Source organism: Actinomadura spongiicola, assembly GCF_003432485.1.
GTDB lineage: Bacteria > Actinomycetota > Actinomycetes > Streptosporangiales > Streptosporangiaceae > Spirillospora > Spirillospora spongiicola.
On record NZ_QVNQ01000010.1, the window covers coordinates 193,591 to 206,833 of the forward strand.

At 69.7% G+C, this 13,243-nt stretch carries 11 protein-coding genes; 3 read left to right on the top strand and 8 right to left on the bottom strand.

The window, feature by feature from the left end; translation table 11 throughout:
• Positions 1-48: 48 nt before the first annotated feature.
• The 5 genes from D0T12_RS28530 to D0T12_RS28550 all read right to left on the bottom strand — a co-directional run bounded on the left by D0T12_RS28530 (position 49) and on the right by D0T12_RS28550 (position 3,398).
• On the bottom strand, positions 49-813 hold the full coding sequence (locus D0T12_RS28530; RefSeq protein WP_147339669.1) for an ATP-binding protein: 765 nt from the start codon (positions 811-813) through the stop codon (positions 49-51).
• Positions 814-1,201: 388 nt separating this feature from the next.
• Positions 1,202-1,399, bottom strand: coding sequence for a DUF397 domain-containing protein (locus D0T12_RS28535; protein WP_117403339.1), 198 nt, complete (start codon positions 1,397-1,399; stop codon positions 1,202-1,204).
• A 23-nt stretch (positions 1,400-1,422) separates the two neighbouring features.
• Positions 1,423-2,265 carry a helix-turn-helix domain-containing protein gene (locus D0T12_RS28540; RefSeq protein ID WP_158581661.1) on the bottom strand — a complete coding sequence of 281 codons (843 nt, stop codon included), beginning with the start codon at positions 2,263-2,265 and terminating at the stop codon, positions 1,423-1,425.
• 90 nt (positions 2,266-2,355) lie between these two features.
• Positions 2,356-2,574, bottom strand: a complete 219-nt coding sequence (locus D0T12_RS28545; protein ID WP_199487753.1) for a DUF397 domain-containing protein — start codon at positions 2,572-2,574, stop codon at positions 2,356-2,358.
• Entirely contained in the window at positions 2,574-3,398 is an 825-nt protein-coding gene (locus D0T12_RS28550) for an SAM-dependent methyltransferase (protein ID WP_117403345.1), read from the bottom strand. The genes D0T12_RS28545 and D0T12_RS28550 overlap by 1 nt, the downstream gene beginning before the upstream one ends.
• A gap of 128 nt (positions 3,399-3,526) precedes the next feature.
• On the opposite strand from D0T12_RS28550, the gene D0T12_RS28555 reads away from it, so the two are divergent.
• Positions 3,527-4,354, top strand: coding sequence for an MBL fold metallo-hydrolase (locus tag D0T12_RS28555; RefSeq protein WP_117403347.1), 828 nt, complete (start codon positions 3,527-3,529; stop codon positions 4,352-4,354).
• A 236-nt stretch (positions 4,355-4,590) separates the two neighbouring features.
• Positions 4,591-6,714, top strand: coding sequence for an ATP-binding protein (locus D0T12_RS28560; RefSeq protein WP_117403349.1), 2,124 nt, complete (start codon positions 4,591-4,593; stop codon positions 6,712-6,714).
• Positions 6,715-6,869: 155 nt separating this feature from the next.
• Here the strand turns inward: D0T12_RS28560 and D0T12_RS28565 are convergent, their stop codons facing one another.
• From D0T12_RS28565 to D0T12_RS28575, 3 genes are read right to left on the bottom strand one after another with little or no spacing between them, the layout of a single operon-like run.
• Positions 6,870-7,808 carry a carbohydrate kinase family protein gene (locus D0T12_RS28565; protein ID WP_117403351.1) on the bottom strand — a complete coding sequence of 313 codons (939 nt, stop codon included), beginning with the start codon at positions 7,806-7,808 and terminating at the stop codon, positions 6,870-6,872.
• Positions 7,805-8,452, bottom strand: a complete 648-nt coding sequence (locus tag D0T12_RS28570; protein WP_117403353.1) for a hypothetical protein — start codon at positions 8,450-8,452, stop codon at positions 7,805-7,807. The genes D0T12_RS28565 and D0T12_RS28570 overlap by 4 nt, the downstream gene beginning before the upstream one ends.
• Entirely contained in the window at positions 8,445-9,674 is a 1,230-nt protein-coding gene (locus tag D0T12_RS28575) for a hypothetical protein (RefSeq protein ID WP_233526338.1), read from the bottom strand. Before D0T12_RS28575 ends, D0T12_RS28570 begins: the two co-directional genes overlap by 8 nt.
• 226 nt (positions 9,675-9,900) lie before the next feature.
• On the opposite strand from D0T12_RS28575, the gene D0T12_RS28580 reads away from it, so the two are divergent.
• The gene (locus tag D0T12_RS28580) at positions 9,901-13,008 is read left to right on the top strand and encodes an AfsR/SARP family transcriptional regulator (RefSeq protein ID WP_117403355.1); all 3,108 of its coding nucleotides are present in this window, start codon (positions 9,901-9,903) and stop codon (positions 13,006-13,008) included.
• Positions 13,009-13,243 lie beyond the last annotated feature (235 nt).

The following is a 13,243-nucleotide window of genomic DNA, read 5'->3' on the forward strand; positions in this document are numbered from 1 at the left end:
TGGCCTGACCGCCGCTCTCGTTGCGGTCAGGCCATACGACCCCCTCCTCTAACCGCGATCGTCCATCGCCTCGTGGAGGCGTACGAGCTGCTCGCACACCTCTGTGATGTCGGTGACCGGGAGTTTGCCGGTTTCGCCGGAGCGGGCGCACCAGCGGAACGTCGACGTCTCGCACCACACCGTCAGGTCGCCGGGGCTGGAGAGGACGGTGACGCCGAGTTCCTCCCGGGGCGCGAGGCGGTCGACGCCGCGCTGCACGAGCAGCGCCTGGAGGTTTCTCATCGCGTGTGGCTCGTCGACGGGCGCGGGGTGGCGGCGACCGTGTGAGGCGCGGGACACCGGGACGGCGAACCAGGTGGCCTTGCCGCGGACGGACGGGGAGCTGAGCCGGGACCGGGACGGGTGGTGCCCCCACCTGCCGTTCGCGAGGATCTCGATGAGTTGCAGACCGCGGCCGTGTTCGAGCAGGTCATCGGGCGTGTGCGTGCGTGGGTGCCACTGCCGGACCGTGTCGAACGCCTTGACGACCAGTTCGTCGCGTCCGCATTCGCCGCCGCGCTGGTACACCCACAGTTCGGCGCCGGGGACGTCGGGGCCGGCCGTGGCGTGCTGGAGCACGTTGGTCGCCAGTTCGCTGACCATGACGGCGAGGTCGTGGACGTTGTGGACGGCGAGGCCGAGCGAGTTGAGCAGGCCGCGGACCTGGGCTCGCGCGACGGCGGCGATGGACTCGTCCGCGGGCAGGGAGAGGGCCGCGCAGCCGCCGTGTTCCAGGTTCCAGGGGTTCCCGCACACCGGCGCGGCCTTCGTCATGACGCCCACCCTCGGAGGTCTCGCGGAGCTCAGCTGTGCAGATCACAGTCGGGACATGAAGTTGATGGGTTCGCGAGTCGCTATGTGTGAATCACAGATCTAAGCTTCGCACATTCCAGCTCCGGAAGCCCAATGCACGACAAAGCTGGTCCGTACTCGATTGAGTCGTTCACGTGGGCGCCCGATAACCGTCATAACGCGTTCACCCCTGGTGATCGAAGCGTGTACCGGCGGATCACGGACGGGTCGGCGCCGCCGCTGTACCGTTGACGGCGCCTGAGAGAGGGCCGCACACGTGAGGATCCCCCGGGGATGCAGCCCTGGGGGATCCCGTGTGCGGCCCGGTCAGCACCGTCCGCGGCGCGTTCCCGGACGGAAAATCGCCTGGTCAGCGGTCGTATCGTCCGGTTCGTACGTCGTCGAGGAACGCCGCGAAGACGGGCCGGGGGATGATGTGCGCGCCCGCCTCGGGGGTCTTGCTGTCGCGCAGCCCGGTGGCCGTCTCAAGGTCGGCGACCTCGACGCAGCCACCGTTGCTGCTCGCGCTCGCGCGGGCCTTGAACCAGCGTGCCTGAGAGAGGTCCATATCGCTCCAGCTTCAGATAAGTCTTACTCCATTGCAGAGATCAGCTTCTTCAGGTGTTCCGCCGTGTCGGCGGGGCTCAGCGCCGCCCCGCGAATCTGCTCGAAGATCTGGTCATACGCCTCCACACTGCCGGGGGTGTCGATCTCCTGGATGTCGGCGTCGTTCTCCAGGAAGACCACGGGCGGCTCGTCACCGGGGAACCGGAAGATGTTGACCAGCGTGGACATGCCCGGGTGCAGGCCGTCCGCCAGTCGTAGCAGCCGCAGCTCGACCCCTGGACGGGCGGACGCCGCCAGCAGGTGTCGGAGCTGCGTGCGACGGTCGCCCGGATCGCCCCACTCGTACATCAGGGACGCCTCGGTGATGAGGGCGACCAGTTGGGGCGCCGTTCCGTCGTCCCTGTCCAGGATCTGCTGCCGTCTCAGCCGCGCCCGCAGGGCCCGCTCGCGCCATTCGGGCGACTTCGACCCGGACGCGAGCAGCGCCTGCATGTACGGCAACGTCTGGAGCAGTCCCGGCAGCACCAACGGCATGATCACCCGGATGTGGGTCGCGTCGCCCTCATAGCCGGGGAACTCGTTGTCGAAGACGTCGGGGTACTCGCGCCACCAGGCCCGTTGCCGCGCCTGAGCCGCCAGTTCCTCCAGTTCGGCGAGTTCACTGCCCTCGTAGACCCGCGCCAGGTCGCGGATGTCGCTCAGCTCGGGCCGGACCCAGCTGTTGGCCTCGAAGCGGCCGACCTTGCCCCGGCCCCAGTTCAGCCGGTCGCACACCTGGTTGGCCGTGTAGCCCGCCTCGACGCGCAGTTCCTTCAGGCGGCGCGCCAACCGCCGCTTGGCGACGGTGGCCCCGTAGGCCTCACTCAACGGAACCACCTCCCTTGAGAGACGCCTGGTGAGACGACCGCCATCAGCATACGCCTTCGGGATTTGTGAATCACAGATCTGACCGGGGAGTCATGAGGCCGCGTGATCGAACTCGCCGTTCTTCACGCCGTCCAGGAAGCACGCCCATTCGTGCTCGTCGAACACCGAGACGAGGTCGCCGCCCGTGGTGCGCAGCAGTGTCCACGCGCCGACGAAGGCCACTTCGACGGCGCTCTCGCCGGTCCCGGACCGCTTCCATTCCAGCGCCTCGGGATCGACGCCCAGTTCCTCGACGGACGGCTTTCTCATCATGGCCTCCTCGCCACTGCGCAATAACCCCAGCGTGATCCATCACTATCGGCGGCGTCCGGGTCCTCGGCGCCCCATTCGCCGACGAAGGCGAGCTCCGCCGCCGCCCCCTCGTACGGCGGGACGATCTCCAGCCCCTCGAAGAACCGTGCGATCTCCGCCCGGTTCCGCAGGTGGGCCTTGGCGCTCGCGTTGGCGTACACCCCCTCGATCGCGGCGATCGCCTGGGGTGACTGCCGGTCGCCGGTGCCCGCGGACAGCACGAGGTAACTGCCCGGAACCAGCTCGGCCATGTAGCGCCGGACGATCCCCCACGGGTCGTCCTCCGCCGGGACGAAGTGGGTCAGCGCCACCACCAGCAGCGCCACGGGCTCCGCGAAGTCGATGGTCGCGCGGGTCGTCGGGTGACCGAGCAGGCCTTCCGGGTCACGGAAGTCGGCCGTGATGAACGCGGTGCCCGCCGACCCGGCCAGCAGGGAGTCCGCGTGCACCCGCACCATCGGATCGTTGTCGGCGTAGAGGACCCGCGCGTCGGGGGCGACCGCCTGCGCCGCCTCATGGGTGTTGTTCCGCGTCGGCAGTCCGGCGCCGATGTCGATGAACTGCCGGATTCCCTGCTCGGCCAACCACCGCACCGAACGTTGCAGGAAGCCACGGTTCGCCCATGCCGCGTCCTCCAACTCGGGCATCTTCGCACGGATCATTTCCGCGGCCTTACGGTCGACCTCGTAATTGTCGGTTCCGCCGAGGTAGTAGTCGTACAACCGGGCCGCACTCGGAACGGTGGTGTCCACCCCGGGTGGAGCCTGCTCGATCTCGCTCACCGATTGGTCTCCCTTGCCGCGACTTGTGATGCACGAATTATGAAACAGCCTGCCTCATGCGGCGATGGTTCGTTCCGATTCCGCCGGGCATGACGGGGGGATCACACCGGCCGGAAGGGGGGACGACCATGAAGACCGCGCCGGAACTCGCGCTCAGGCAGTGCACGATGCAGTTCGTCGGCAACGCGACGACGATTCTGCGCTGCGGCCCGTTCACGCTGTTGACCGACCCCAATTTCCTGCACCGCGGGCAGCGCGCCTACCTCGGGTTCGGGCTGTCGACGCGGCGGCTGACGGACCCGGCCCTCGACATCGACGAACTGCCCCGCCTGGACGCCGTCGTCCTGTCCCACCTGCACGGCGACCACTGGGACCGGGTGGCCCGCGCGAAACTCGACCGCGGCCTGCCGATCGTCACGACACCGCACGCGGCGCGCCGCCTCCAGGGTTGGCACGGCTTCCGTCACGCCGTCGGCCTGCGCACGTGGGAGTCGCACACGCTGGCCAAGAACGGGGCGCTGCTGCGCATCATCTCGATGCCGGGCCGCCACGCCCCCGGCCCCGTCCAGAGGCTCCTCCCGCCCGTGATGGGCAGCCTGCTGGAGTTCAGTCCGGCCACCGGCGACGTGCAGTTCCGCCTCTACATCACCGGCGACACCCTGATGTTCGACGGTATCCACCAGATAGCGCGCCGCAACCGCGACATCGACCTCGCCGTCCTGCACCTGGGCGGCACCAAACTGCCCGGTGGGCTCCTCGTCACGATGGACGCGACGCAGGGCGCGGACCTGTTGGCGGCGATCCGTCCGGCGAACGCCGTCCCGATCCATCACGACGACTACACCGTCTTCACGTCGTCGCTGGACGACTTCCGCCGCGAACTCGACAGGCGCGGCATGTCAGGGGACGTCACCTACATCGACCGGGGTCAGACCCACACCTTCACCCACGCCTGACCCGTCCCCCTCCCCTGAACCACTATTGTCCGATGGTGGACGAGTATGTGAGTTTCGCCGTCCTTGCAGCGGTACGACATTGCCAGCCACACCTTTTCGTCAGATATCAATTCCCGTATTTGTTCGTGCCGATTCAGTGGATTTGTAAGGAACTGCCGAAAATGGCGGTGCGCACTTGACTTTTACGTTCTCGCGGCCGAGAATTTGAGGTCCGTGCTCTCTACTCTGCCAGGGAAATGATCGGAAATCCCGGTGCGTCCGGACAGCCGCGTGGGCACGTCAACGAACTGAGCACACCGGTCTCCGGGACGGTCGTCCAAACACGGGACGTACTCGGCGATATCCATTTCCACCAGCGTCGGACCACACCGCCCGTGCCACGGCAACTCCCCGCCGCCGGGCTCCTGGTCGACCGCGCGGGCGCCCTCGCCGCGCTCGGACAGGGGGCGGCGGAAGACGATGTGGTCGTCGTCAGCGGCCCCGCCGGAATCGGCAAGACGGCCGTCGCGCTGCATTGGGCGCACGGCGAAAAGGAGAACTTTCCCGACGGCCAGTTGTTCCTGGATCTCCAGGGGCATTCCGCCGCCGGTCCCGTCCGTCCGGTGGAGGCGCTCGGCCGCTTCATTCGTGCGCTCGGCGTCCCCGAGGAAGCCGTTCCCGCCGAACTGGCCGAGCGGTCCGCGCTCTTTCGTTCCATGACGGCCGAGCGCCGCCTGCTGATCGTCCTGGACGACGCCCATTCCGCCGCGCAGGTGAGCCCGATCCTGCCGGGCACGGGCGACAGCGTCGTCGTGGTGACCAGCCGGTGGCGGCTGGCGGGTCTGCTGATGCGCGGCGCCCGCGCCGTCCAACTGCACCCGCTCAGCCATGCCGCGGCGCTCGAACTCCTCGACGTCTCGCTGGGCGCCGAACGCGTCCGTCCCGAACGCGGCATGGCGGAGGAGCTGGTGGAACAGTGCGGCCGCTCGCCGCTGGCGTTGAGCATCGCGGCCGCGCGACTCGCCACGAGACCACGCTGGCCGCTCGCGCGGCTGGTGCGGGCCCTCGCCCACGAACGGCAGCGGCTCCGGGTGCTGTCGACCCAGGACGCCGGAAACGAGATGACGATCAGAGCCACCCTGATGCTGTCCTACCAGAACCTCCCCGACCCGGCGCGACGCCTGTACCGGTTCCTCGGACTGCACCCGGGCGGAACGTTCGACAGCCGGATGGCGGCCTCCCTGGCCGGTGTCCCGGTTCTCGCCGCCGAGGAGGCGCTGGACCTTCTCGTCGAGGCCAACCTCCTGGACGACCTTCCCCGAGATCGGTACCGCTTCCAAAGCCTGGTCCGGCTGCACGCCGTCGAGTTGGCCGAGGAGCACGACCCGGAGCCCGAACGCCGCGAGGGGTTACGCCGCCTGACGGAGTGGCTCGTCACCGCCACGCTCGCGGCGAGCCGGGCCGTAGCGCCGTACCGGCGGCTCGCCGACCCCGGCCTCCTCGTGCACGAACCGCCGGAGTTCGACGACGCGGCGGACGCCCTCGACTGGCTGGACGACGAGTTCGGCAACTTCCGCGCGGTGGCCCGTCACGCGCTGGACCAGGGGTTACACCGTCAGGTCTGGCTTCTGGTCGACGCGAGCTGGCCCCTGTTCATGCATCGCGGCCACCACGTCGAGAGGCTCGACTTCGACCGGGTCGGGCTCGCGGCGGCACGCGCGGCGGACGATCCCGTCGCCGAGGCGAAAATGCTGAACCGCACCGGCCTGGCCCTGCGACAACTCGGCCACCTCGACCAGGCGGCGAACGACTTCACCGCCGCCCTGGACCTGTGGCTGCGACTCGACGTCCCGGTACGGGTCGCGAGCACGCGCCGCCGGTTGGGGCTGCTCGAACTCGACCGCGGAGCCGTAGACGCCGCGGCGGCCCAGTTCACGGCCGCGCTTGAGGTGTTCCGCGCCGAGGGCGAGCAGCGCCGTACGGCGCTCACGCTGTGCGACCTCGGAACCGCCCTCATCAGGTCCGGACGCGCGGGTGAGGCCGTGGACGCGCTGGCCCGGGCCGCGACGCTCCTCGCGGCCGAGCCCGACGCCTACAACCGGGCCAGGGCGCTGGTCCTGCTCGGTCAGGCGCACGCGCTGGGCGGCGACACCGCCGCGGCGACGGGCGCCGTGGACGAGGGCCTCGCCATGATGCGCCGGATCGGGTCGGCCATCGGCGAGGGCGACGCGCTGCACGTCCTGGGCGACCTGGCCCGCGAGGACGGGCGAACCGACGACGCGCGCCACCTCTACACCACCGCCCGAACGATCCTGGCCGGGACCGGAGCCCCGACCAGAATCCTCGACGAACGCCTGACCGAGCTGGACCGCGCCCCCTAGCCGGTCAACCGTCCCAGCGGTCCCAACGGCCCACGCGGGTGGCCGGTGGGGTCCGCTCACGCAGGGCGGCCAACCGGGTCGCCGTCAACGAGGCCGTGGCGGTCACTCGGTGGCCGATCTTCCAACCCGCGTGCAGGACGACGACTCCCAGCCGGTCAACCGTCCCAGCGGTCCCAACGGCCCACACGGGTAACCGGTGGGGTCCGCTCACGCAGGGCGGCCAACCGGGTCGCCGTCAACGAGGCCGTGGCGGTCACTCGGTGGCCGATCTTCCAACCCGCGTGCAGGACGGCGCCCTGGAGCGCCGCCACCGGGTCGCCGTCCCGGAGCCATTCCGCGAGGAACGTCCCGAAGAGGGCGTCACCGGCGCCGGAGGTGTTGACGATCCGGGGTGGTGGCGCGGCGGCGACCCTGATGAGCGTTCCGTCCCGGAGGCCGAGCATGGCGCCGCCGGGGCCCAGCCCGATGCCGACCATCTCGCACCGCTTGTACCGGGCGAACATTCCCGCGATCCACGCGCGGGGACCGGGGAGCCGTTCGTGGCTACAGAAGACGATCCGGGCGTGCTCCAGCCAGGGTCGGCCGTACTCGTCGTCCAGCTCGGCGATCAGGTGGACGTCGACCGCGATCGGGATCCCGAGCGTGGCGGCGGGCTCGACCAGCGGTCGGACGAACCGCGCGTTCGTCAGAACCAGCAGGTCGGCGTCCCGCGCCTGTTCGCGCAGCAGGGGAAAGGGGTAGGCGAACCCGTCGACGGGAGCGAGGTACGGCATCCCCATCCTCCGGCCGTTCCGGTCCACCAGCACGATCCCCAGGGAGGACGTCTCCGAGGCGACGACTCCGGCTCCGAGCAGGCCCCCGCGGCACAGTTCCGAGCGGATCGCCTGCCCGGCGACGTCCTCCCCGACGGCGGTGCACAGGCGGACGTCGCATCCCAGACCGGCCTGAACCCTCGCGATGTGCGTGGCGGCCCCGGACACGCTGAAGTGCGCCCAGGTCGGCGGTGCCGTCGGCTCGTACGACAGCGGGAACGCGTCCACGCGCACGGTCGTGTAGCAGCTGGCGGCACCGGCCACCACGGTCCGGACGGTCATGAGGCCGCCCTCCTCGACGCCGCGTCGGTGGGCACCGCCGTGACCTGTGCCCGCCCCACGGTTTCCAGGGACCCTGGACGTCCGCCGGACGGCACGGTGAACCGCCCGACGACGAGCGCCGCCCGGGGCAGCTCCGCCAGGGGGAGCCCGGCGCCCCACCAGCAGTAGAGGAACGACCCGCAGATCGCGTCCCACATCTCGGCCGCGCCGGGCGAGCTGCGCGTCACGAGCGTCGATTCGCCCCTGACCACGGCCAGGTGGTCGTTGCGGCGCCGGACCACGGCGACGCTGCACCCCGGATACCGGTGCAGCCGTCGACGGAGCCGTTCCTGGACGCCGACCGACACGCGGAACGCCCCGCCGGTCAGGACGTCGGCCAGCTCACGCAGTCCGTCGTCATCGCGGTCGTCGCACGACGCGACGGCGTGCGAGTCGCTGAACAGGAGCGAACCCAGCTTGGCGGCGCCGCACGCGCCGAGGTCGCCGAACAGCACCAGCCGCGGCTCGTGGGGGCAGCCGCCCCTCGGAATGGTCAGCACCGCCGGAGTGCCGTCCGTCCGGTCGGCGGTGTCGTTTCCGGGACGGGTCAGGCAGAGCACCTGGTCCAGCCCGAACACGTGCGTGACGACAAGCCCGTCAGACACGATGCCTCCTCTCGGTGGCGAGGTACGGCGGAACGGCGGGCAGCGTGACCGGCACGGTGGCGGGGACCCGCAGCCGGAGCCGCCGGTAGATCAGTTGTCGCATGTTGTGGTTGAACCGGCCCGGCTCGGAGCTGAGCCGCTCGATCACCGCCCGGTACCGTTCGCCGTCGAAGTCCGCGGCCGCCTGGAGGAGCTGGCGGCGCAGCGAGCCGCGTTTGGAGACGCGCGGCGCGACCTCGGAGAGCAGGGACTGGGCGGAGCCCGGCTGGCAGTCACGGGACGCGAAGTTGCCCAGCAGCACCGGCACGCCCGTGACGGCCGCGTAGGCGGTGACCGAGCCGTGGTCGCCGATGACCCAGTCGGCGGCGGCGAGCACGGCCCGCCAGTCGGCCTCCGGCGGCACGAGGCTGAGGCCGCGTCTCAGCAGGTCGGCGAGCCAGGTGCGGACCTGCCATGTCCCGTGGCCGTACCAGACGTTCGGGTGCAGCAGCGTGACGACGTGGAACTCGTCCTTGGGGAGTTCGGTCAGGAGCCGCGGCCACAGTTCCGCGTTCCGTCCGAGGAGCGACTTCGTCCCCCAGGTCGAGGTGACGACGACGAGTTTGCGTCCGTCGCCCGCGCCCAGCGCCACCTGGTAGGACGACCGGCAGGCCAGGCTGGCGACGAGCGTGTCGTAGCAGGGATCGCCGCACACCACCGCGGCGGGGACCGCCTCCGGGCACGATCTGCCCAGATGGCCGAGGTCCTCGCTGTGGGCGAGGACGATGGACGTGGGCACCAGCGCCCCGTCGTGCACGAGCCGCTGGGAGTCGAGGTCGTAGGCGGCGCGTCCGCCGACCGCTCGTCCCGCGCGGCGGACGACGAGCTTGTTGTGCCCGGCCCCGTGCGGCATGACGATCAGCGGCGCGTGGATCTCGTGGAGCCCGTGGAGGCTCGCGGCCATGGCCAGGTCGAACCGCGTCTGCCTGGCCTGTTCCCAGGGGACCTGGGCCGCGCCGATGGAGGTGAGCAGGTCCGCCACCCCGTCGCCGAACACGTCCGGCGCCTGGGTGAAGACGACCTGGACGCGCAGGTCGTTCTCCAGGAGCCGCGCGGCCTCCAGGACCCGCTGGCCCGAGGTGACGGTGTGGACGACCACCAGCACGGTCTTGCATTCGCGTCGGGTGGCCCACTTCTCGGCGCCGAGCCCTATTGGGACCGGGCGCCATTGATTTTCGGACATTTCCGTTTCACTGCCCCTCTGCTCAGTGTTGTCCGACTTCGCGACCCCACACCGAGCATCGGCGGCCGTCCTTGCGGCACACCTTGCCGAACCCTTGCGGAAGGCTTGCAGTTTCCCCGTCCGGGAGACCCATCGTGGCCAGGGCAGAACGTGCTTACTAGTGGAAATAGTCACTTGACAATGCGAAGATAATAGATGTCAAGATCGGCTTCCCTAGGGAGTGCGGATGGAATTCCGCATCCTCGGTCAGATGGAAGTGTGGTCGGGTGGGCAGCGTCAGCACTTGGGCTGGGCGAAAGAACGCTGCGTCCTCGCCGCGCTGTTGATGACCCCTGGCCGACCGGTGACCATCGACGTGCTGATCGACCGCGTCTGGGACGGTGACGCGCCGCCCAAGGCGCGAGACCTCCTCTACCCGCACATGACGAGGCTCCGCCGCACCCTCCACGCCCTCGGCGAGGCGCGGCTGGAGCAACGGTCGGGCGCCTACGTCCTCGACGTCGACCCGGACTCGATCGACTACCACCGGTTCCTGTCGCTGCGCGACCAGGCCCGCGCCATCGCCGAGAGCGGTCGGCGGGACGAGGCGGTGCGGCTTCTCGACGAGGGGCTGCGCCTGTGGCGGGCCGAGCCGCTCGGCGGCGTCGCCGGGCGGTGGGCGGCGCGGCGGCGGCACGGCATGCAGGAGGAGTTCCTCGGCGCCAAGCTCGAACTGGCGAGGCTGCGGCTCGACCGCGGCGACCACGCGCTGCTGATCCCGGAGCTGACCGAGCTCGTCGACCGGTTCCCGGACGCGGAGAAGCCCGTCGAACTGCTGATGCTGGCGTTGCACCGCAGCGGACGGTCGGGAGAGGCGCTGCGCGTGTTCGAGCACGCCCGGCAACGGATGGCCGTGGAACTCGGCGCCGTCCCCCACGCCGAGCTGCGCGAACTGCACCGGCGGATCCTCACCGGAGATCCGGCACTGATGCCGCCGCGGCAGGCGACGCGGACCGCCTCGCCCAGCGACCTTCCCCGCGACCTGCACACCTTCACCGGCCGGGAGACGGAACTCGCGCGGCTCACGGCGATGGCCGAGGAGGGCGGCACCGCCGTGACCGTCCTGGCCATCGACGGGATGCCCGGGGTCGGCAAGTCCACGCTGGCGATCCACCTCGCGCACGCGCTGGCGCCGCGCTATCCCGACGGTCAGAGTTTCATCGACCTGTGCGCGTACGATCCGGAACGCGAGCCGCTCGATCCGGCGTCGGCGCTCGACCGGTTGTTGCGGGCGATCGGCGTGGTCCCCGAGCGGATCCCGCAGGACCTCGACGGGCGGGCCGCGCTGTGGCGGACCGAGCTGGCCGGACGCCGCGTCCTGCTCATCCTCGACAACGCGCTCGGCCACGACCAGGTGGGTCCACTGTTGCCCGGAACGCCGGGCTGTCTCGTCCTGGTCACGAGTCGGCGCCGTCTCGCCGGACTGGACGCCGCGCGGACCCTCCAACTCGACGTGCTCGATCCCGTCGACGCGGCCGACCTGCTGATCAAGTCGGCCGAGCTGAGCCCGGACGTCGATCCGGCGGCCGTCCGTACCGTGGTCCGGCTCTGCGGTCATCTTCCGCTGGCGGTCCAGTTGATCGGCAACCGGCTGCGGCACCGGACGAGCTGGACGGTGTCGGATCTGGCCGAACGGCTCGGCGCCGGTGGGCGGTTGCTGACCGAGATCCGGGCGGAGAACCGTCGGCTGCATGTCGCGTTCGAGCTGTCGTACCTGGATCTCGACACCGACGGCCGCCGCGCCTTCCGGCTCCTCGGCCTGCATCCGGGCATGGAGCTGTCCGCGTTCGACGCCGCGATCCTGCTGGACACCGAACCGGCCGAGGCCGAATCGCTGCTGGACGGTCTCCACGACCGTCATCTGATCGCCGAGACGCGACCGGCCCGGTACCGGTTCCACGACCTCATCCGCGAGTACGCGCGGCGGTTGGTCGCCGAGCACGATCCACCCTCGATTCGTGACGCGGCCCTCGACCGTCTTCTGGATCACTATCTGGTCGCCGCGTCGCACGCGGACCGGCTGCTGTTCCCCTATCGCGCCCGTCCGGTTCCGACCGTGTCGGAGGCGTTCTTCGAGGACGAGGAACAGGCGCGGGCGTGGATGCGCACCGAACTCGACAATGTTCTGCGGGTCGCGCGTGTGGCTTCTGAGTTCGGCCGCCCCCGCCATGCCGCCTTACTGGCGAAGGCGCTCGGGGAGTATCTCGAAAAGCAGGGGCATTGGCCCGAGGCGGTCGCGATCCACGAACAGGCGGTACAGGCGTGGATCGCGTTGGACGACACCACGGGAACGACGTACGCGCTGGCCGATCTGAGCAGGTTGCTTCTCCGGGCGGGCCGACTCGAAGAAGCGCTTGAGGCCGCCAACAGGGGACGGGAAGTCGCCCGGGACGCGGCGGTTCCCGGAGCCGTCGCGACCGTTCTCGACCAGCTCGGTCTGATTCATTGGCATCGTTCGGACTACGACGTCGCTCTCGGCTACTACGAGCAGGCACTCGAACTCTGGCGTTCGATCGACGACCGGCAGGGCGAAGCGGAGGTCCTCAGCCATCTAGCGATCATCATCTGGCATCAGGGACGCTATGCCGAGGCGAACGAGGCGCTGCGGAAGGCCCTTTCCCTCCACGAGGAGGCCGGAAATCGCGCGGGGCAGCAGATGGCGCTCAACAACCTCGGTGAATTCGAACTCCGGCTCGGGCACGACACCGCCGCCCTCCAGTACTTCGAGAAGGCGGCCGAGGCCATGGAGATGGGCCGCCTACACCGGGCCGTGTGGCTGAACAACGTCGCCACCGCTCGCCTCAAGGTCGGGCAGACCGCCGAGGTGATCGATCTGTACCGGGAGGCGCTCACCATCTACCAGGAGATCGGCGACCGGCGCTGCGAAGCGGCCTGCCTGAACAACATAGGCCGCTGGTACGCGGAGACCGGACGGGAGCGCGAAGCCCTCATCCATTTCCAGAATTCCCTGTCGGTCTCCCGGGAAATCTCCGAACGTTTCGAGGCCACCGCCGCGCTGTTGAACATCGCGGAGACCTATCACCGGTCGGGTCGACACCGGTCGGCGCTCGAACATTACGAGGAGGCCCTGAGCACCGCGCGTTCGATCGGCGACACCTACCAGGAGGCCCGCGCGCTGGACGGAATGGGCCAGGTCACGGCCCGAACCCGCGGCCTCGCCCAGGCCACGCCCTACGACCGGCAGGCCCTCCGGTTGTACGAGAATCTCGGCGTGCCGGAGGCGGAGGCCGTCCGCGCCCGCCTCGCGGAGCGGGACGACGCCGCCGAATCCTGAGGTTTGCCCGAATTCTCTCGATAGCGACAGACTTTTCGGACGCACCCTTTCTGCTAGGGTGAATCCCGGCGCGATCACTATGTGGTGCTTTGTTGCGCGCTGCCCATTTTACTCCGCGAGAGGCTCAACACTTGACTGCAATAGTGAAGATTTTCATGTGGGCTTCGCCCATTGGTGATGCCATCAAGACTATTCTTCACCAGTTTTCATAGACCACTGTGGCGGGGGCCGGGTT